The 19,372-nt window shown below is 57.0% G+C and carries 14 protein-coding genes; 9 read left to right on the top strand and 5 right to left on the bottom strand.

Features of this window, described 5'->3' with window-relative positions; translation table 11 throughout:
• Positions 1 to 71: 71 nt before the first annotated feature.
• Both K0P33_RS24990 and K0P33_RS24985 read right to left on the bottom strand, forming a co-directional pair.
• Positions 72 to 785 carry an HNH endonuclease signature motif containing protein gene (locus K0P33_RS24990; RefSeq protein ID WP_242152129.1) on the bottom strand — a complete coding sequence of 238 codons (714 nt, stop codon included), beginning with the start codon at positions 783 to 785 and terminating at the stop codon, positions 72 to 74.
• A gap of 99 nt (positions 786 to 884) precedes the next feature.
• On the bottom strand, positions 885 to 1,463 hold the full coding sequence (locus K0P33_RS24985) for a Bro-N domain-containing protein (RefSeq protein ID WP_094950483.1): 579 nt from the start codon (positions 1,461 to 1,463) through the stop codon (positions 885 to 887).
• A 369-nt stretch (positions 1,464 to 1,832) separates the two neighbouring features.
• On the opposite strand from K0P33_RS24985, the gene K0P33_RS24980 reads away from it, so the two are divergent.
• Together K0P33_RS24980 and K0P33_RS24975 are read left to right on the top strand one after the other, a co-directional pair.
• Positions 1,833 to 2,615 (top strand): hypothetical protein, encoded by a 783-nt coding sequence (locus K0P33_RS24980; RefSeq protein ID WP_242152126.1) that lies wholly within the window; start codon positions 1,833 to 1,835, stop codon positions 2,613 to 2,615.
• On the top strand, positions 2,515 to 3,651 hold the full coding sequence (locus K0P33_RS24975; RefSeq protein ID WP_242152122.1) for a deaminase: 1,137 nt from the start codon (positions 2,515 to 2,517) through the stop codon (positions 3,649 to 3,651). The genes K0P33_RS24980 and K0P33_RS24975 overlap by 101 nt, the downstream gene beginning before the upstream one ends.
• Positions 3,652 to 3,724: 73 nt before the next feature.
• Here the strand turns inward: K0P33_RS24975 and K0P33_RS24970 are convergent, their stop codons facing one another.
• Positions 3,725 to 4,975, bottom strand: a complete 1,251-nt coding sequence (locus K0P33_RS24970; RefSeq protein WP_242152119.1) for a ribonucleotide-diphosphate reductase subunit beta — start codon at positions 4,973 to 4,975, stop codon at positions 3,725 to 3,727.
• 578 nt (positions 4,976 to 5,553) lie between these two features.
• Entirely contained in the window at positions 5,554 to 5,823 is a 270-nt protein-coding gene (locus K0P33_RS24965; RefSeq protein WP_094950485.1) for a DUF2790 domain-containing protein, read from the bottom strand.
• 399 nt (positions 5,824 to 6,222) lie between these two features.
• On the opposite strand from K0P33_RS24965, the gene acs reads away from it, so the two are divergent.
• The 7 genes from acs to argR all read left to right on the top strand — a co-directional run bounded on the left by acs (position 6,223) and on the right by argR (position 14,267).
• Entirely contained in the window at positions 6,223 to 8,178 is a 1,956-nt protein-coding gene (gene acs, locus K0P33_RS24960; protein WP_056861684.1) for an acetate--CoA ligase, read from the top strand.
• 693 nt (positions 8,179 to 8,871) lie between these two features.
• Positions 8,872 to 9,657, top strand: coding sequence for an ABC transporter substrate-binding protein (locus K0P33_RS24955; RefSeq protein ID WP_094950486.1), 786 nt, complete (start codon positions 8,872 to 8,874; stop codon positions 9,655 to 9,657).
• A 91-nt stretch (positions 9,658 to 9,748) separates the two neighbouring features.
• Positions 9,749 to 10,438 carry an ABC transporter permease gene (locus tag K0P33_RS24950; protein ID WP_053257623.1) on the top strand — a complete coding sequence of 230 codons (690 nt, stop codon included), beginning with the start codon at positions 9,749 to 9,751 and terminating at the stop codon, positions 10,436 to 10,438.
• Positions 10,435 to 11,133, top strand: coding sequence for an ABC transporter permease (locus tag K0P33_RS24945; protein WP_242152114.1), 699 nt, complete (start codon positions 10,435 to 10,437; stop codon positions 11,131 to 11,133). The genes K0P33_RS24950 and K0P33_RS24945 overlap by 4 nt, the downstream gene beginning before the upstream one ends.
• Position 11,134: 1 nt before the next feature.
• Positions 11,135 to 12,247: a succinylglutamate desuccinylase/aspartoacylase family protein gene (locus K0P33_RS24940; RefSeq protein WP_094950489.1), complete on the top strand. Its 1,113-nt coding sequence runs from the start codon at positions 11,135 to 11,137 to the stop codon at positions 12,245 to 12,247.
• 27 nt (positions 12,248 to 12,274) lie between these two features.
• Entirely contained in the window at positions 12,275 to 13,039 is a 765-nt protein-coding gene (locus tag K0P33_RS24935; protein ID WP_003214336.1) for an ATP-binding cassette domain-containing protein, read from the top strand.
• A gap of 247 nt (positions 13,040 to 13,286) precedes the next feature.
• On the top strand, positions 13,287 to 14,267 hold the full coding sequence (gene argR / locus K0P33_RS24930; protein WP_094950490.1) for a transcriptional regulator ArgR: 981 nt from the start codon (positions 13,287 to 13,289) through the stop codon (positions 14,265 to 14,267).
• On the opposite strand, the gene K0P33_RS24925 is transcribed toward argR, so the two are convergent.
• On the bottom strand, positions 14,268 to 19,313 hold the full coding sequence (locus K0P33_RS24925; protein ID WP_242152110.1) for a DUF6543 domain-containing protein: 5,046 nt from the start codon (positions 19,311 to 19,313) through the stop codon (positions 14,268 to 14,270).
• Positions 19,314 to 19,372: the final 59 nt, after the last annotated feature.

Below are 19,372 nucleotides of genomic sequence, written 5' to 3'. Positions count from 1 at the left end.
TCTGGGTTCACGGGTTGGCCTCGGTCCTATCTAATATTTTTTAAGCGTGCATCAGGTGTGACAGCAGGATTTTACTCCTGTATCAATCGACTGATTTTCGAGTACAGCCCAGCGGTGAATTCATCCCGGTCGCTCGACCGGTGACAACGCTGATGGCAATTGGGGCACAAGGCTACAGCATTGGTGGTGCGATCCGAACCCTTCTGGGCGAGGTGCTTGACGTGATGTACTTCAAGAAATGGCTGGCCATCAATTCCAGCGAACGGCGCTGGGAAGTCGCAACCTTCGCAGACCCCATTCGCAAATTGTCGAACCAGCTTTCGCACATGCTCTGCGCGTGCGTAAGAAATACTGAAAGTAAACAACTGCCGCGGATTCAGAATGCCTTGTGGCTCGATTACAAGAAAAGGCTTCGAAAAGGTGTGGCGCTTGCCAGACAGTGGCTTGTCGGCGGTTGCTACGCCAAGCTCAGCGCACAAGCCAGGTTTTGCTGCTAGCACCTTGCGAATACGTTCACTCACTCCGGCGCCGATGTTTTTCGCAGGCATATAGCCAGTGATACGTTGTAAGCCCAACTGTTCAAATACCGCAGAGATATTCTGCATGCGGTATTCAATTGACGAAGCGCTCCGCAGGTTGAGTGGCCCCTCTCGCAGTAACCGGTTCTCGACTGATTTTTTGAAGGCTTGTCCGCTTCGTTCAAGCGCCCACATTTTCAAATAGCCGTCGACGGAAGCTTCAAGCTCTTCATCGCTCCATCCGAGATTACTTTTTTGCGTATCCATACAGCCGCCGAGGGTAGAAAACCCTCGGACGATACTGAGTAGCCATTATGGCGTCTACGAAATTTCCTACGAATCGGTCAGATTTGGCTGTCGTCGAATTTAGTGAAATCGCTGCTTCATTCGGAAAGGTTGAATGAGCTTGCGCCACCACAGAGTCTTTGTTGATTCTCCCCGATAGGACCGATTCACTAACAAATACGGCATATCCCGAAGTCGTATCCAACCTTCATCCTGCCAATGCAGCAGGTTCAACGACATCTCAGGCCAATCCAACATGCTCAACAACGGTCGCTCCATCGTCCGAGGCTGACGCTCGTCCCGCAACGTCGGAACTACTTCATGAGTCAGCCAGCTACGCAGTAGGCGATTCCCCGGTGTGTAGTGATAAACCAGCAATGCGTAAGCCCCGGATTCACTGATCATCAGCATTTCTTGCGGCTGACCGTGAAACAGTAGTTTTAGAGTTCTTCGCTGGTCTTCATCGAGCTTGCGCGTCGTTCGCTCATCTAGATACCAGCCCATCAAGCGCCCAAGGTCGCGCGCGCAGAACCAGGGTTGGTTTTCTAAAAGGAGGGTGTGAAGTTGAAGGTTTTGGCGGGTGAAAACGACGGCAACAAAGGGCTCAGCCGTGGCAACCTTCTTGGCTGTCGGCAAGTCGAGCAGATATTGGCTAGGCATTTCCTATGATCTCTACGTGATTGTCGCGAGGGCAGGAGCCCAACGTAGAGAGCGGATTTAAGAAACTCCAACTGGCTAAGCCTCAGCGCAGCATTATTCCGCCTTTAGGTCTGGCAGTGTTCTGCTGTGTGAGTGAGACGTTGCTTCCACATTGGGCGTTTCTTAGGCACCGAAGCCCAGAGTAGAGCCGTTGGCTTATAAAAACAATGACGACAGTTTCTTGTTTTACTGTCGGAGATTTCTACAATAGGAAAAGTGTGCGAGTATGTAAAGGCTTTTTGCTAGCAGTGGTTTTATATTGAAGTGTAGCGGTGTGATTGTAATGCATCGATAAATTGCTGTTTTAAATGGAAAATGGAGATTTCAGGGATGTCTAGCACTTCTTTGGTAGTTGATAATATTTATGAGGATGCGAAAGATTTTCTGATTATAGGTATGACTGGGCGTACCGGGTCTGGGTGTACTACAGCGGCAAAGATACTCTGTGAAGATCGGCTCGACATACCTAGTGAGGGATATGAAGGGTTGACCCGTAACGAGTTCAAAAAACATAAGATAATAAAAAAATATATTGATGGTGGGAGTTGGGCGCCATTTTATAGAATTGAAGCCAGTAGTCTTATTACATATCATCTACTTTTGTTGTCGGATTGTGGGTTTTGCGACTACATAAACCGATTTTCTTTCACTACTCCACTGTCAGATGTTGAAGTAGCTAGTTTTTCTTCTACATTGAATGAGGTTCGAACTAGAGTTTTGGGTGTTGATGAGGCGCGTGACTCTACGGAAGATAAAGATGTGAAGGCTAACTTTGAACTCTACTTCGTAGAAATGCCGAAGGTAACCAAGCTTTTTATGGGGTTTTTAGGGAGGGCAAGATTTACACAGGTTTATCAACAAGCTGGTGATAACGTTCGCTCTTCAGGAGCGGCAAATAGCGCTGATTTCGTAGCGGCCGAGATTTTTAATTTTCCAAAACATTTGAATGTTTTGATTAAGTTGGCTCATAAGAAAGCACGCTTAGATAAAGTGCCTTGCCGGATCGTTATAGATGCAATCAGAAATCCCTATGAGGCATTTTTTCTTAAGCGACGATATGCAAATTTTTATTTGGTATTCAATCAATACGTCAAATTTAGAAAGATTGAATAGCCTTAGAGGATATAGAAAGCTATCTGATCACGAAATAAAAATTCTGGATGATAAGGAATATCCCGAGAAAATTTCAGGCATGAAAAAGTTTGTTGCGCAGAACGTACAGGAGTGTATTGAGCTTTCTGATATACATATTTATAACTCGAAAAGTAGTGAGTTTACTCATAATGATTTGGTCAGTCAGTTAGCTTGGTATGTCACCTTGATGATGCATCCAGGTTTAGTCATGCCAACCTCAATCGAAAGTTGCATGCAGATCGCATACACGGCAAAGCAGAGTTCAGGATGCATTTCTCGGCAGGTTGGGGCAGTTGTTACTGATGAGAGTTATAGTGTTAAGGCAATTGGTTGGAATAATACACCGCAGGGACAAACTCCTTGCATGTTGAGAAGCGCTGAAGATCTTCTGGAGGGGAGAAATAAGACTGATTATAGTGAGTATGAGTTGAAGTCTCCCGTTTTTAGAGAGGCTGTCTCTGCAAAATACGCTCAGTTGATTGCGACAAATAAAGAGTCTAATAGGAATTTTTCTTTCTGCTTCAAAAGCGTTCAAAATGAAATAGAGGGCGAGAAAAATCAAGTTCATACCCGAGCGCTGCATGCTGAAGAAAATGCTTTTATGCAGATAGCGAAGCATGGAGGGCAGAAGTTGTCTGGTGGTGTGCTGTTCACCACGGCAAGCCCTTGTGAACTCTGTGCAAAAAAAGCGTATCAGTTAGGTTTGAAGAAGATAGTTTATATAGATCCGTATCCAGGTATCGCAACGCAGCATATTTTGTCGTCGGGACAAAATAAGCCTGAGTTGGAGCTTTTTAAAGGTGCTGTTGGAAGGGCATTTTATCAGCTGTATCAGCCATTGATGCCTTATAAAGATGAGCTGGAGTTGGCTTTTGATATACCCAGCTATCATAATGCAGATAAGCCGTCTAAGGCGGTATTAAAGGAAAAAAATATTGAGTTGGAGCGTATGAATAAACTATTAGTGGCGGAGTTGGAGGCCCTAAGGTTGGCCGCCGCTGAGGCTAAGGCGTAGTTATTGAATGATGATGTTTGTGGTTAATAAAAACCCTGAGCTAGCTCAGGGTTTTTATTAACTATTAACTTTCTTAGTCCCAGCTCAACGCCCCACCAGTCTGATACTCAATAACCCGAGTCTCAAAGAAATTCTTCTCTTTCTTCAAGTCCATAATCTCGCTCATCCAAGGGAACGGATTCGTCGTCCCTGGGTATTCTTCTTTCAAGCCGATCTGCGACAGACGACGGTTGGCGATGAACTTGAGGTAGTCCTCCATCATTGCCGCATTCATGCCGAGAACACCGCGCGGCATGGTATCGCGCGCATATTCAATCTCCAGCTGAGTCCCTTGCAGGATCATCTGGGTCGCTTCTTCCTTCATTTCAGCATCCCACAAATGTGGGTTTTCGATTTTGATCTGGTTGATCACATCGATACCGAAGTTCAGGTGCATCGACTCGTCGCGCAGGATGTACTGGAACTGCTCGGCCACGCCGGTCATTTTGTTGCGACGGCCCATGGACAGGATCTGGGTGAAGCCACAGTAGAAGAAGATGCCTTCCAGGACGCAGTAGTAAGCGACCAAGTTGCGCAGCAGCTCTTTATCAGTCTCAACGGTGCCGGTTTCGAACTTCGGATCGGAGATCGAACGGGTGTACTTCAGGCCCCAGGCGGCTTTTTTAGCCACCGATGGGATCTCGTGGTACATGTTGAAGATCTCGCCTTCATCCATGGCCAGCGATTCGATGCAGTACTGGTAGGCGTGGGTGTGGATCGCTTCTTCGAAGGCCTGACGCAGGATGTACTGGCGGCACTCCGGGTTGGTGATCAGGCGGTACACGGCCAGCACCAGGTTGTTCGCGACCAACGAATCCGCAGTGGAGAAGAAGCCGAGGTTGCGCATGACGATGCGGCGTTCGTCGTCGGTCAGGCCTTCGGGGTTTTTCCACAGGGCGATGTCGGCGGTCATGTTGACCTCTTGCGGCATCCAGTGGTTGGCGCAGCCGTCGAGGTACTTCTGCCAGGCCCAGTCGTACTTGAAGGGCACGAGTTGGTTGAGGTCGGCGCGGCAGTTGATCATGCGCTTTTCGTCAACGGCGACGCGGGCGGCGGAGCCTTCGAGCTCAGCGAGGCCTTCGGCGACGTCGAGTTTGTCCAGGGCGGCCTTGGCGCGCACGATGGCGGCGGAGTCACTGGCGGTGACGGCGCGGGCTTCGATGGCGGCGGCAGCGCCGGCACCGTCGAGGCGGTCCATGTTGGCTTCGGTGGCGTGGCCGGCGTTGGCGCCTTTGGCAACTACTTCGCCGTCTTCTTCTTTGTCGAATTCGTCCCAGCTCAGCATGACGTGTCGTCTCCTGCGTGAGGGCTCAAAGGTGCCCGTGTGAAACCGGATGGTTGGGTGTTCACACGGCCCTCGGGCCGCGGTGGATCTTAAGGAATCGTTTGTTGCAACAGCTAGCGCAGGCATTAAACGGAATAGGGTAACGGGTGCTCTGCGTGAGGCTTGAGGGGCGGAGCGACAGGTGCATGCTCCAGCGGGGGCCTCAGGTCTGGCTCTTCATCCCCGTGTAAAGGGATATTGCAGGCCCGATTTACCCGCGCATTATAAGGAAAAATTTGTCTTTGTGTTGCGGCGGATGGTCACGATGGAGGGCCAAAATGCCGTGGTTTTCGGCCAAGGCGTGTGTTTGCAAGGCTTTGCCAGGGTAGGAATTTTTTGACGGGCGGTGGGATAGTTTTTGTGGGACTGGAGGAGGCGGGGATGTGGAGGGCTTTGGGAGGTGTGTAAGGCCGAAATCGCCATCGCAGGCAAGCCAGCTACCACATTTGTTTGGTGGTGGGCTCTGGATCGGCTCTTTGCCGCAAGAACGATTTCTTGCGGCGAATAAGATCTGGGTTTAACTCCACGGCGGGAAGTTGTTATCCGTTAGAGCAACCATTGCCCATCACTTGGTAATTAAGAATATGGCGCTGGCCGTGTGAGTCTTCATATTCCATCTTCACCGGTACAACTTGGCAGACTTCTGGAACAGCGCTCATGGATAATACTTTGGCCACATCCAAGTGTGTGCTGTAGGTGTAATCTTCAACAATCGGGGCGTTCTGGCCGGCCAGCTCGGTCGGGGCCTCATCGGCCAGGGCGGCGGTGGCGCACAAGCTGCTGAGGGCCATAACTACGAGAGCTTTCATTACTGTATTTACCTTCTTCAGGGCGAAAGGGGTCACGGGGCCCTTATGAGGCCGCGTGTGTAACTTAAGAGTTGGGAAGTTCGGATTAACGTTGCCTTCGTGGGGGCTGTTACGGTGTTAATCACATTGCCTTGGTTGGCGGAGTTGATTCTAGGCTCGCGGGTTATATTCATATACCCGTGCTTTTGATAAAGACTATTGGCGGTTTTTGTAACAATCCTGTGGTAAAGGTTTTTTCACCCAGCGTGAAAGCCACGCAGGGCGCGGGCCAGAGCCGCATACGGGCATAGCAGGGCAATGTGTAGGGGCTTGTTACTACCATCGTCGAATGGTTCTATGGGGCAGCCCCGGCTACAACAGGGGCCATACAACAACAACTATGTCACCGAGGTAAGAAAGATGAGTGCGGCTTCCCTGTACCCCGTTCGCCCCGAAGTAGCAGCCAACACGCTGACCGACGAGGCGACCTACAAGGCCATGTACCAGCAGTCGGTGGTCAACCCCGATGGTTTCTGGCGTGAGCAAGCCAAGCGCCTTGACTGGGTCAAGCCTTTCACCGCGGTCAAGCAGACCTCTTTCGACGACCACCATGTCGACATCAAATGGTTCGCCGATGGCACCCTGAACGTTTCCTACAACTGCCTGGACCGTCACCTCGCCGAGCGTGGCGATCAGGCGGCGATTATCTGGGAAGGCGATGACCCTTCCGAAAGCCGCACCATCACCTACCGCGAACTGCATGAAGAAGTCTGCAAGTTCGCCAACGCCCTGCGCGGCCAGGATGTGCACCGCGGCGACGTGGTGACTATCTATATGCCGATGATCCCCGAAGCCGTGGTCGCCATGTTGGCGTGTACCCGCATCGGTGCGATTCACTCCGTGGTGTTTGGCGGCTTTTCGCCGGAAGCCCTGGCCGGTCGCATCATCGACTGTAAGTCGAAGGTGGTAATCACCGCTGACGAAGGCATCCGCGCGGGTAAGAAAATTCCGCTGAAAGCCAACGTCGACGACGCGCTGACCAACCCGGAAACCAGCAGCATCCAGAAAGTCATCGTGTGCAAGCGCACCAATGGCAACATCAAGTGGAACCAGCACCGCGACATCTGGTACGAAGACCTGATGAAAGTGGCGGGCACCGTGTGTGCACCCAAAGAGATGGGCGCCGAAGAGGCGCTGTTCATCCTGTATACCTCCGGCTCAACCGGCAAGCCTAAAGGTGTGCAGCACACCACCGGCGGCTACCTGCTCTACGCAGCCCTGACCCACGAGCGTGTGTTCGACTACCGCCCGGGCGAAATCTACTGGTGCACCGCCGACGTCGGCTGGGTCACCGGCCACACCTATATTGTCTACGGCCCACTGGCCAATGGCGCGACCACGCTGCTGTTCGAAGGCGTGCCGAACTACCCGGACATCACCCGTGTCGGCAAGATCGTCGACAAGCACAAGGTCAATATCCTCTACACCGCGCCCACTGCGATCCGCGCGATGATGGCTTCGGGCACCGCTGCTTGCGAAGGCGTGGATGGCAGCAGCTTGCGCTTGCTCGGTTCTGTCGGTGAGCCGATTAACCCGGAAGCGTGGGACTGGTACTACAAGAACGTCGGCCAATCCCGTTGCCCGATCGTCGACACCTGGTGGCAGACCGAAACCGGCGCCACCCTGATGAGCCCGCTGCCGGGTGCTCATGCACTCAAGCCGGGTTCGGCGGCGCGGCCATTCTTCGGTGTGGTGCCGGCGTTGGTGGACAACCTCGGTAACATCATCGAGGGCGCTGCCGAAGGCAACTTGGTGATCCTCGATTCGTGGCCAGGCCAGGCGCGTACGCTGTACGGCGACCATGACCGTTTCGTCGATACCTACTTCAAGACCTTCCGTGGCATGTATTTCACCGGTGACGGTGCTCGTCGCGATGAAGATGGTTACTGGTGGATCACCGGCCGTGTGGATGACGTGCTTAACGTGTCCGGCCACCGCATGGGCACCGCCGAGATTGAAAGCGCCATGGTTGCCCACCCGAAAGTCGCCGAAGCGGCGGTGGTGGGTGTGCCGCATGACATCAAGGGCCAGGGCATCTATGTGTATGTCACGCTCAAAAATGGCGAAGAGCCGAATGAAGCGCTGCGCCTGGAGCTGAAAAACTGGGTGCGCAAAGAGATCGGGCCGATTGCTTCGCCGGATGTGATCCAGTGGGCGCCGGGCTTGCCGAAGACGCGTTCGGGGAAAATCATGCGCCGTATCTTGCGCAAGATCGCTACGGCTGAGTATGACGGGTTGGGGGATATCTCCACGCTGGCGGACCCAGGTGTGGTGGCGCATTTGATTGAGACGCACAAGACCATGAACGTCGCGTAAGGCGAGGTTGATGGGACAGGGCCCCATTCGGCGTGAGCTGGATGGGGCTTTTTTGTGGGATTCAGAATACGAAGCGGGCTAGCGTGGGAGCTGGCTTGCCTGCGATAAGGGTGGGGCAGGCAACAATGGGCTAGCTGACAGCCCGCTATCGCAGGCAAGCCAGCTCCCACAGTTGGAATGTATTTGCAGGCTGGCTGAAGCCGTGGTCTGACAGGCCCGCATAACCCTCAAGCCAATAAATATCGACTTACCTGGTTGGATATTTCTGAATGTTACCGAGCACACTAAATGTGTAACCCCACGCCCAAACATGAGGCAAAGTGCTACGCCCATGCCCCGAAAACCCACGGTTTAGACACCCTCAGAAATAAGATTAAACGCCAGACTTGCCGTGCTAGAAGGGTTTGCGAATAATAGGCCCGCAATTTGCAGCATCAATAGGTTTAATGTCTTTTGTCTCTGCATAAAAAGCAGCGGCTGTCAATGTGCTGGAACCGCTTTCTCGGTGCTTCTGTAAATTGTTGTCGCATTGAGGAAATATCGGCTTCCGGCCTGTCGTTAGAATGCCGATCACTCGCTCGTCGTCTCCTGTATCAATTCGGGGTAGGACGCAGCACCGCTATTCGGTTTCACTTAAGTCGCATCGTGGGCCACGGCTCATTCTGCTTTTTGCCCTACCGATGGAGTCCCAAGATGAAGAAACTTGTGCTGTTGGGCGCCCTGGCGCTGTCCGTGTTGTCCATGCAGGCCTTCGCTGATGAAAAGCCCCTGAAGATTGGTATCGAAGCGGCTTACCCTCCGTTTGCCTCGAAGGCGCCGGATGGCAGCATCGTCGGTTTTGACTACGACATCGGCAACGCCTTGTGCGCAGAGATGAAGGTCAAGTGCGTCTGGGTTGAGCAAGAGTTCGACGGCCTGATCCCTGCGCTTAAAGTGCGCAAGATCGATGCGATCCTGTCGTCCATGTCCATCACTGACGACCGCAAGAAGTCCGTGGACTTCACTTCCCGCTACTACCTGTCCCCAGCGCGCCTGGTGATGAAGGAAGGCACCACCGTCAGCGACAGCCTGGATGAACTCAAAGGCAAGAAGATCGGTGTGCAGCGCGGTTCGATCCACGATCGTTTCGCCAAGGAAGTTCTGGCCCCTAAAGGCGCCACCGTGGTTCCTTACAGCTCGCAGAACGAAATTTACCTGGATGTGGAAGCCGGTCGCCTCGACGGCACCGTGGCTGACGCTACCTTGCTGCAAGACGGTTTCCTGAAGACCGACGCAGGCAAAGGCTACGCGTTTGTGGGCCCACAGTTCACCGACGTCAAATACTTCGGTGAAGGCATCGGTATCGCGGTACGTAAAGGCGACAAGGCCGACCTGGACAAGATCAACGCTGCTATTGCTGCGATCCGTGCCAACGGCGAATACAAGAAAATCCAGGACAAATACTTCGACTTCGATATTTACGGCGCTGACCTTAAGTAACTCGTCCTAGCTGTCTGTCCAGAATGGCGCAAGCAACAGAATTCCTGCGGTTTGCGCCATTTTTTCATCCCCCTTTTCGAGGACCTGAATCATGTTGAAAGGCTACGGGGCCGTCATCCTCGATGGCGCATGGTTGACGCTTCAGCTCGCCTTGTCGTCCATGGCCTTGGCGATCGTTCTGGGTCTGATCGGGGTCGCGTTACGCCTGTCGCCGGTGCGTTGGTTGGCCTGGCTGGGTGACTTGTACTCCACGGTGATCCGCGGGATCCCTGACTTGGTGCTGATCCTGCTGATTTTCTACGGCGGTCAGGACTTGCTGAACCGCGTCGCGCCGCTGCTTGGCTATGACGACTATATTGACTTGAACCCCTTGGCCGCCGGTATCGGCACCCTGGGTTTCATCTTTGGCGCCTACCTCTCGGAAACCTTCCGTGGCGCCTTCATGGCCATTCCCAAGGGCCAGGCCGAGGCCGGCCTTGCGTATGGCATGAGCAGTTTTCAGGTGTTCTTCCGGGTGATGGTGCCGCAGATGATTCGGCTGGCGATCCCTGGGTTTACCAACAACTGGCTGGTACTCACCAAGGCCACCGCGCTGATTTCAGTGGTGGGCCTGCAAGACATGATGTTCAAGGCCAAGCAGGCGGCAGATGCCACCCGCGAGCCTTTTACCTTCTTCCTCGCAGTGGCGGCGATGTACCTGGTGATCACCAGCGTGTCGTTGCTGGCCCTGCGCTATCTTGAGAAGCGCTACTCCGTAGGCGTAAGGGCGGCTGATCTATGATCTTCGACTACAACGTCATCTGGGACGCCATGCCGCTGTACCTCGGCGGCTTGGCAACCACCCTGAAATTGCTCGCCATTTCGCTGTTCTTCGGCCTGCTCGCCGCCTTGCCTCTGGGCTTGATGCGTGTGTCCAAGCAGCCGATCGTCAACGGCTCGGCCTGGCTCTACACCTATGTGATTCGCGGCACGCCGATGCTGGTGCAGCTGTTTTTGATCTACTACGGCCTGGCCCAATTCGAAGCCGTGCGCGAAAGCATCCTCTGGCCGCTGCTGTCCAGCGCCACGTTCTGCGCGTGCCTGGCCTTTGCGATCAACACCAGCGCCTACACCGCCGAGATCATTGCCGGTAGCCTCAAGGCCACCCCTAATGGCGAGATCGAAGCGGCCAAGGCCATGGGCATGTCGCGCTACAAGCTGTACCGCCGCATCCTGCTGCCGTCGGCCCTGCGCCGCGCGCTGCCGCAGTACAGCAACGAAGTGATCATGATGTTGCAGACCACCAGTCTGGCGTCCATCGTCACCTTGATCGACATCACCGGTGCCGCGCGCACGGTGAACGCCCAGTTCTACCTGCCGTTCGAAGCCTATATCACGGCCGGTGTGTTCTACCTGTGCCTGACCTTTATCCTGGTACGCCTGTTCAAGTTGGCCGAGCGCCGCTGGCTGAGCTACCTGGCGCCACGGAAGCACTGATATGGAACGTATCGATCACCGGTTGCCCTGGGGCCACCTGGGCTGCGAGCGCCAGCTGAGCGTGTTTCGTTTCGGCAAGGGCGAGCGCAAGGCCTACATCCAGGCCAGCCTGCACGCCGACGAGTTGCCCGGCATGCGCGCGGCCTGGGAGCTGAAAAAACGCCTGAGTGAACTGGAACAGCAAGGCGCCCTCAACGGGGTGATCGAGCTGGTGCCGGTGGCCAACCCAATGGGCTTGGGCCAGCTGTTGCAAGGCAGCCACCAGGGGCGTTTCGAGGTCGGCAGCGGCAAGAATTTCAACCGTGATTTCGTTGAGCTAAGCGAGCCGGTTGCCGCGCTGCTCCAAGGCAAGCTGGGCGATGATCCGCATGCGAATGTGCGCATGATCCGCCAGGCGATGAGCGATGCGCTCAGTGCATTGCCCGAGCCGAGCAGCCAGTTGCAAGGCATGCAGCGCGTTCTGCTGAGCCACGCCTGCAGCGCCGATATCGTTCTGGACCTGCATTGCGACGCCGAAGCCGCGCTGCATATGTACGCGCTGCCCCAGCATTGGCCGCAGTGGCGCTCGCTGTCGGCGCATTTGAATGTGAAAGTCGGCCTGCTGGCCGAAGACTCCGGCGGCAGCTCGTTTGATGAGGCGTGCTCGCTGCCGTGGTTGCGTCTGTCTCGGGCGTTCCCCGAGGCGCAGATTCCGCTGGCGTGCCTGGCGACGACCCTGGAACTGGGTGGCCAGGCCGACACCGGCCGCGATGAGGCGATCTTCCACGCTGAAGGCATCTTGGCGTTCCTGGCCGAGCAAGGCTTGATCAAAGGTGAATGGCCCGCGCCGCAGCACGAACCTTGCGAAGGCTTGCCCTTTGAAGGCACCGAATTGTTGTTCGCCCCCCATGCCGGCGTAATCAGTTACCTGCGTAAAGCCGGTGACTGGGTGGAGGCGGGCGAGCCGATTTTTGAAGTGATTGACCCTCTGGAAGACCGCGTGAGCATCATCCGCGCGGGCACCTCGGGGGTGTTGTTTGCCGTTGAACGGCTACGTTATGCCCAAGCGGGTTTCTGGCTGGCCAAGGTGGCGGGGCGCGAAGCGCTGCGTCACGGGCGCTTGCTCAACGACTGACCACCTGTTTTTGTGAGAACCGACCGCATGTACAAACTTGAAGTCCAAGACCTGCATAAACGCTATGGCAGTCATGAAGTGCTCAAAGGTGTGTCCCTGGCCGCCGCGGCCGGTGATGTGATCAGCATCATCGGTTCCAGTGGTTCGGGCAAAAGTACCTTTTTGCGCTGCATCAACCTGCTCGAGCAACCCCACGCCGGCAAGATTTTGCTCAACAACGAAGAGCTGAAACTGGTGGCCAACAAGGACGGCGCCATGAAGGCCGCCGACCCCAAGCAACTGCAACGCATGCGTTCGCGCCTGTCGATGGTGTTCCAGCATTTCAACCTGTGGTCGCACATGACTGCGTTGGAAAACGTGATGGAAGCGCCGGTGCACGTGTTGGGCATGTCGAAGAAAGACGCGCGAGAGAAGGCCGAGCACTACTTGGCCAAAGTCGGCGTGGGCCATCGTAAGGATGCGTTCCCCGGCCACATGTCCGGCGGCGAGCAGCAGCGCGTGGCGATTGCCCGTGCGCTTGCGATGGAGCCTGAGGTAATGCTGTTCGACGAACCGACCTCGGCGCTCGACCCGGAGCTGGTTGGCGAAGTGCTCAAGGTCATGCAGGACCTGGCCCAGGAAGGCCGCACCATGGTGGTGGTGACCCACGAAATGGGCTTTGCTCGTGAAGTGTCCAACCAACTGGTGTTCTTGCACAAAGGCATCGTCGAAGAACGTGGCAACCCGCGCGAAGTGCTGGTGAACCCGCAATCGGAGCGGTTGCAGCAGTTTCTGTCCGGCAGCCTGAAATAATCAAGACTGCTTTTGTGCACCGAGTTAGTGCATGCTTGGCAGCTCGGAAGTTGACTTCGGTCCCTGTGGGAGCTGGCTTGCCTGCGATAGCGGTGTATCAGTAACCGATGTGCCAACTGCCCCACCGCCATCGCAGGCAAGCCAGCTCGCACATTTTGATCTTCATTAGCTTTAGAGATTTGTGTTGGTTTCCGGGCTAGCATTGGCCTTTGTCTTCATTACCGTTCTTCGCTTCGGATAGCATTCCATGACCGCCCACAAAATTGGTTTCCTGATTTGGCCCAGCACAAAAGCCCTGACGCTTGCGCTGGCTGAGGAGGCCTTGCGCGTTGCTCAGCGGGTGCATCCGGACGTGGTCTACGAGTTGTCGTTTCTGCTCGCAGAGCCTGCCATTGAAGGCGCCTGGCAATTGCCGGGCGAGCCGTGGGCCGGCAAGCTTGAAGGCTTCCAGAAACTCTTCCTGCTCGCGGACGAACCGCCCACCGTCATCGCCTCCCAGCTAAGCACTGCGCTCAAGCAGCTTGTGCGGGCAGGTTGCGTGATCGGCGGCTTGTCGGCCGGGGTGTATCCGCTGGCTCAGTTGGGCTTGCTCGACGGCTACCGCGCCGCCGTGCACTGGCGCTGGCAGGATGACTTTGCCGAGCGTTTCCCCAAGGTTATCGCCACCAGCCATCTGTTCGACTGGGACCGTGATCGCCTGACCGCCTGTGGCGGCATGTCGGTACTTGACCTGTTGCTGGCGGTATTGGCCCGTGACCACGGTGCTGAGCTGGCCGGCGCGGTGTCCGAAGAGCTGGTGGTGGAGCGCATCCGCGAAGGCGGCGAACGCCAGCGTATCCCGCTGCAAAATCGCCTGGGTTCCAGCCATCCAAAGCTGACCCAGGCGGTTCTGTTGATGGAAGCCAACATCGAAGAGCCGCTGACCACCGACGAAATCGCCCAGCACGTGTGCGTGTCGCGACGACAGCTTGAACGGATCTTCAAGCAATACCTCAACCGCGTTCCCAGCCAGTATTACCTGGAACTGCGCCTGAACAAGGCGCGCCAGATGCTCATGCAAACCAGCAAGTCGATCATCCAGATCGGCCTGTCGTGTGGCTTCTCTTCGGGGCCGCACTTCTCCAGCGCCTACCGCAACTTCTTCGGCGCCACCCCACGTGAAGACCGCAACCAGCGACGCAGCAGCAGCCCCTTCGAGCTGTCGTCAGTGCCTTCCGAGCGCGGCTGATTACTCCTCCATCGGCGTCGGGCCCACGAACACCAAGGGCACGCCTTGATCATCCACTGTGGCGGCCTCTACCTGAAAATCGATGCCGGTGCGCAGGTAGTGTTGCCTCAGATACTGCAGGCTTTGCGGTGACAGCGGGTTGCCGCTGAAATCGCTGTCCTCGCCATAGGCCGCTGTCGATTCCAGCAGGTCGGCCGGAATGTCGCTGATCAAATTGTCGCTCAGGTCCACCGTTTCCAGTTCCTGAAGACTGAACAGGCCGTGAGGTACCGCGCTGATCCCGCTATTGCGTAGATGAAGCGCCTTCAATTCATGCAGTTTGCTGACGTCAGGTGCCATGCCCAGTGGGTTATTGCTCAGGCTGATGTACTCAAGCTGGGTCATGTCGCTGAGCATATTGATGTCTGGCGCGGTCAACGTGACCCGGCTGTCTTCAAGGTTCAGGATGGACAGCCTCGGCAGGTGCGCGAGTGTTTGCGGCAGCTTGCCGAGCATGCATTGGTTGAGGGTCAGTGTTTCCAGGTGAGGGAAGCATCTGAGCGTGCCATCAACCCCGTTGGTGACGCCGCTGCCGTTGATTTCGAGGTTGGTGACATGCTCGAACCTTGCGCTCAGTTCAGGCAGCGGGCCCAGGGTCGATGTTTCAATGGCCACTGAATGGGTGAATTCACTGTCCAGGCTTTCTTGGTCCTCCTCACTTTCGCGACGCCAAGCGTCTTCAAGCAAGGTCTTGAAGTTCTGGCGTGCCAGTTGCTCCAGCGCGGCAGTCTGTTCGTCAAGCGGGATGCCTAGGGTGGGATGGCGCGCGGGGATGTTCAGGGCCCATTGCTGAAGGTCGGTGCCCAGTTGCGCGTATTCGGCTTCAAGGCGCGTGAGTGTCGGGGCGACGGCGTCCATGTCGCCGGGCATACGAAAGATGAACCGGTCCGCTTCAGTCTCCAGAAAGGTCGGGTACAGGTTCATGACCCTGGCACGCTCCGCGCTGGGCGCCTGGGCGGCGAAAAACGCGCCCTGGTTTTGGCAGTAGGCCTTGACCCGCTGCAGGGTGGTCCGAGTGAGTGGGTTACCGGACAGGTCGAACTTTTGGGCGGTCTCGGGCGTCACGCTGAACAGGCTCTGGGGTAGCTCGGCGATTTGGTTGTCGCTCAGCAAGATGGCCTGCAACTGCGGGTGATCCAATACGCCATTGGGCAGGCGGTCGATGTCGGTGGACGACAGGTCCAACAGGCTCAGGTTGGGCATGGCCTGCACATCGGGTACCAGGCCCAGCGGATTGTTGTGCAGGTCCAGCGCGTGCAGGCCGGTCATGGCGTTCAATCGGGCCTGGCTTTGCCCGGTGAGGGTAATGTTGCAGTCGCTCAGGATCAGGCTGTTCAGATCGGGCCGCGTGCTGATGTAGGGCGGCAAGTCTTCCAGCGCAATCGAGCGCAGTTCCAAGTGGCGAAGCCAGGGAAAACGCTGCAAAAACCCTTCGATTCCTTGCAGGTGGGGGCCGCCGATCACGGACAACAGTGACACATGCTTCAAGGTTGAGCCGGGGTCCGGCAGGTCGGTTAAGCCCGGGGCATTGAGCCTCAGGGTATAACCATTGGGCGAGCCATCCGTAAAGTACTGGTCGCGCGGGGTTTCCTGACGCCAGCACTCTTCCAGTTGTGCGGCTATCAGGTGGCGGGTCCTTTGCTCGTAATCCCGTCGCTGAGGCGTCATTGCAAGCTGGGTTTCGGGGTCGATAGCGGGGATGGCTTGCTGCCAGGTTTGCAGGTTTTGGCGCAATACCTGGCGCTCCGCGCGTAGGAGGGCGAGCTCATTGCTGGCGCCGCCTGGTTGCGCTTGCATGTGTTCGAGTGCGTTCTGTATTTGCGCATCGTCAAGCGTGGGAAACAGATCGCGTACCTGCGCAAGCAGCGGCGGCGGTCCATCACCGTGCTCAGCCAGGGCCGGGTAGCCCTCCATGCCGCCCAGCAGCTTCATGATGCCCGGGTCGTAAGTCGGTTTGCGAAGGGGGGCTGCACTGAGCAGTTCGCGCAATTGATTGCGTGCCAGGGCGTGTTCTCGAATACGCCGGCGCAGGCGTACGCCTTGATCAATGCCCAGTTGAAGGGTTTGGCGTTGCGCCTCGGGCAGTGCGCCGAGGATCGCCGAGTAAAGATCGGTGGGCTTGGTGAGTGCGCCGTTGTCGTCAGGCCATGTGTATTCGCCGGTTTCGCTGCGTACCAACGTGCGCACGATCGGCGCCTGGGCAGTGCCGACCTGATCGCGCAGCAGGCCGTTGGCCGAATAGTCCCTGACCTGAAGGCGCACCTGCGCAGGCCATCCCGGCAGTTGGGGCAGCGAATGCAGGGCCAGGCGCTCGGTGTCCCAGGTGGCCGCGCCAAAGTGCAAGCCTTCGTAGGCGCGGCAAACGCGTACTTCGGCCCACGCATCGCGTGCCGACTGGTTCAGGCGTTGGGGCGTGCGTTGGTTGTCCAGTTCTGCCAGCTCCTCGGCTGTGGCGTGGTCCAGCAGTTTTTCCGCGACGCTGGCCGGCAGCCCAGGGGCGGCATCCATCAGGCGCTGTGCCCTTGGATTACGGGTGGCTTGCAGGGGCGCGTAGTGTGATTCGAACAACGACATGCGCTTTTCTTGGGCAATCGCCGCAAGTTTTTTTCGCAAGTGGGTGGCGCGTGTGTCCAGGCTCAGGCGCGAATCACCCACGTCTGCGCCAAACGCTTGAGCGGCATCTTGCGGGGGCAGTTGGGTGAGTATCGCCTTGAGCAGATCGCCATTGTTCAAATGGCTTTCGAGGATCCGGATGGCGGGCAGTTGGTTGTCGCCAAACGTCCAGGCGGTTTGCCCTTGGGCGTCGATAAATTGCAAGCTGCGGGTTTGCGGCCAATAGCCCTGGCCGGTCAATAACTGCAGGTTGGCCTGTGGGTCGACCTTGCCGTACACCTGCGGGTCATCGCTGTTGAGCTGGTCGATCTGGGTTTGAAGCGCGCGGTCGACGCGCAAGCGGTCCAGGGTATCAATCAGCAGGGCCGGGGGATTTTCACTGTTGACGTGCATCTTGCGTAGCGCCGCTTCGTCGACACCGCTGATGTTCAGCGCCAACGTCTGGTCAGCCTCGCTGATGCCTTCCACGCTGTGCCCCAAGCGCCGCAAAAGGGTTTGTCGGCCCCATTGCAGCGGTTGTTCCAGCTCCGTGTGCCAGGCGCCATGGCCGTTGTGACGCACGAGCGGGCGGTAGGCGTGAGGGCGCGAAGGATGCGCGATGCGCTGGGTGTTGGACGCCGGGTCTGTTTCCACGTTGTAGACCTTGTTGTCCAGCTTCAGCAGGTTTGCGCGCGGGTGTTGGAACAGCCCCGATGGGTCGCGGTAGCTGCCCTGCGGCACGCTGATCGGTTGTTCGTAAGCGCTGAGGTCGGGTTTCCAGTAGAGGGTGCGGCCGTTGGCAAGTTTTACCGGCTTGAAGCGGTCGATGAAGTCGATGACGCTCTGGGGCAGGACCTTGCGAAACTCGGCGATGGCAATCGTACCGCCCACGGCGAAACCACCCAGTTGCACCAAGGCGTCGACCGCCCCCAGCAGGTGCCCGACGGCCTCACTGTGCACGCCTTCGCTCCAGTCGATGATCCCTTCGAACACCTCATCCAGCAATTGGTAGGCCATATAGCCGAGCATCAATTCGCCGGCAAACGGCACGAAGGGCGCAATGATCAAGGCAGCGGCTTGCAGGATTGAGGAGGCGACGTTGACGAATGAATCCCAGAGTACCCAACGGGCATTGCGGTCCACGGTTGCCGTGGCGACGGCGGTGGTGCGGCCGTCGTTGAGGATCTGATTGAGTGTGCGCTGGTATTGATGTCGCTCCAGCCCGCCGCTGCGGGGTGTGGCGACAAAGCGCACGCGTGGGTTGTCTGTGGGCGCTTCATACCAGGTCGGCAAGCTGCTGCCGTGTACATGGGGGTGCCAGGTGACTTTGGCCAGCAGTTGGCCCAGGTTGGCGAAAAAATGCCCGCGTTGGTCATGGGCGACAAACCGGCTGAAAAACCGTTGGTAGCCTTCATCGCGCAACTGGCGCACCAGCTCTTTTTGCATCGCCTGGGAGGAGGCATATTCCTTGATCGGGTGCTTGGGGTCGCCGGGCACATAGGCGACCACCCGCGCCGCCGAACGGCTGGTCTCAAGGTCAGGCGCAAACACGATGATGCCGGGCAGGTCGGCGCCCATCAGGCTCAGGTCGTGATAGCGCAGTGCCTGGCCGTCGAGGCGCATGCCGGCCAGGCCGTCGAGCAGGCCTTGGATCAAGCGAAAATAGTCCAGCTGGATGTCGCCGGTGATCAAGGCCCAGTGCAGTGCGGCTTGCAGCTCGGCCTTGTGGCTGTTCTCAACCTTCAGGCGCAAGGCGGCTTCGGCGACCGGTTCGTTCAAGCCCAGTTGCTCTCGCAGGTAGCTCGCATACAGCGCGCCGATGTCGAGGTCGCGGCACAGCTGGGTAAAGGCGTGGATCGACAGCCCCTTTTTGATGGCTGGCAAGGTGTCGAAGTGGCCCCTGGCGTCGGGGCGGGTGATGAAGGTCGACACCGCTTCATAGGCGTCTGCCTGGGTTTCCTTGGCTTCAAAGTTGTGCAGCACGGCCTCCAGCAGTGACACGGTCCAGGTGCGCGCGGCTCCCGAGTGGATCGGCAGACCAGGCAGTGTTTGCGGGACATAGAGGCGCAAGAAGGTATTTTTGACGTCCAGGTCCAGGCCGAACTGCGTCTTGAGGGCCAGGGTGAGGATCGGTTCGGCAAAGTCTTGGGCATTGAGCACGTTGGCCAGGGCGTGTTCGACGGTGTTTTGGGCGCTCCAGTGGGCGGTGGCCAAGCGCTTGAGTTCGCCCAGGTTGTCGGGGCTGGCGCTGCGCACCGATTGAGGCAGGCGCACAACACTGTTGCCCAAGGCTTGGCGGCGGCGCAGGGAGGTTTCGCCGAGCCAGCGCGGTAGCGCGTTTTTCAGCGGGGCGTAGTGGTTGTCGGGCTGGTTCGGGGGCGCGGCTTGCAGCGTTTGTTCAGTAGCGTCGGGCATGGTGCCAATCCTTGAGCGTGATGAAAGGGCTCCAGTTAATCGGCGCACGACCCTTTCGG

The organism is Pseudomonas sp. ArH3a (assembly GCF_022648765.1).
Taxonomy (GTDB): Bacteria; Pseudomonadota; Gammaproteobacteria; order Pseudomonadales; family Pseudomonadaceae; genus Aquipseudomonas.
The sequence above is the reverse complement of the archived record's forward strand: the minus strand, read 5'-3'. Positions and strand labels throughout refer to the sequence as shown.

Bases quoted from the DNA above. Each gene is read 5' to 3' on its own strand.
- K0P33_RS24990 (WP_242152129.1), bottom strand. From the start codon at position 785: ATGGATACGCAAAAAAGTAATCTCGGATGGAGCGATGAAGAGCTTGAA.
- K0P33_RS24985 (WP_094950483.1), bottom strand. From the start codon at position 1,463: ATGCCTAGCCAATATCTGCTCGACTTGCCGACAGCCAAGAAGGTTGCC.
- K0P33_RS24980 (WP_242152126.1), top strand. From the start codon at position 1,833: ATGTCTAGCACTTCTTTGGTAGTTGATAATATTTATGAGGATGCGAAA.
- K0P33_RS24975 (WP_242152122.1), top strand. From the start codon at position 2,515: ATGCAATCAGAAATCCCTATGAGGCATTTTTTCTTAAGCGACGATATG.
- K0P33_RS24970 (WP_242152119.1), bottom strand. From the start codon at position 4,975: ATGCTGAGCTGGGACGAATTCGACAAAGAAGAAGACGGCGAAGTAGTT.
- K0P33_RS24965 (WP_094950485.1), bottom strand. From the start codon at position 5,823: ATGAAAGCTCTCGTAGTTATGGCCCTCAGCAGCTTGTGCGCCACCGCC.
- acs (WP_056861684.1), top strand. From the start codon at position 6,223: ATGAGTGCGGCTTCCCTGTACCCCGTTCGCCCCGAAGTAGCAGCCAAC.
- K0P33_RS24955 (WP_094950486.1), top strand. From the start codon at position 8,872: ATGAAGAAACTTGTGCTGTTGGGCGCCCTGGCGCTGTCCGTGTTGTCC.
- K0P33_RS24950 (WP_053257623.1), top strand. From the start codon at position 9,749: ATGTTGAAAGGCTACGGGGCCGTCATCCTCGATGGCGCATGGTTGACG.
- K0P33_RS24945 (WP_242152114.1), top strand. From the start codon at position 10,435: ATGATCTTCGACTACAACGTCATCTGGGACGCCATGCCGCTGTACCTC.
- K0P33_RS24940 (WP_094950489.1), top strand. From the start codon at position 11,135: ATGGAACGTATCGATCACCGGTTGCCCTGGGGCCACCTGGGCTGCGAG.
- K0P33_RS24935 (WP_003214336.1), top strand. From the start codon at position 12,275: ATGTACAAACTTGAAGTCCAAGACCTGCATAAACGCTATGGCAGTCAT.
- argR (WP_094950490.1), top strand. From the start codon at position 13,287: ATGACCGCCCACAAAATTGGTTTCCTGATTTGGCCCAGCACAAAAGCC.
- K0P33_RS24925 (WP_242152110.1), bottom strand. From the start codon at position 19,313: ATGCCCGACGCTACTGAACAAACGCTGCAAGCCGCGCCCCCGAACCAG.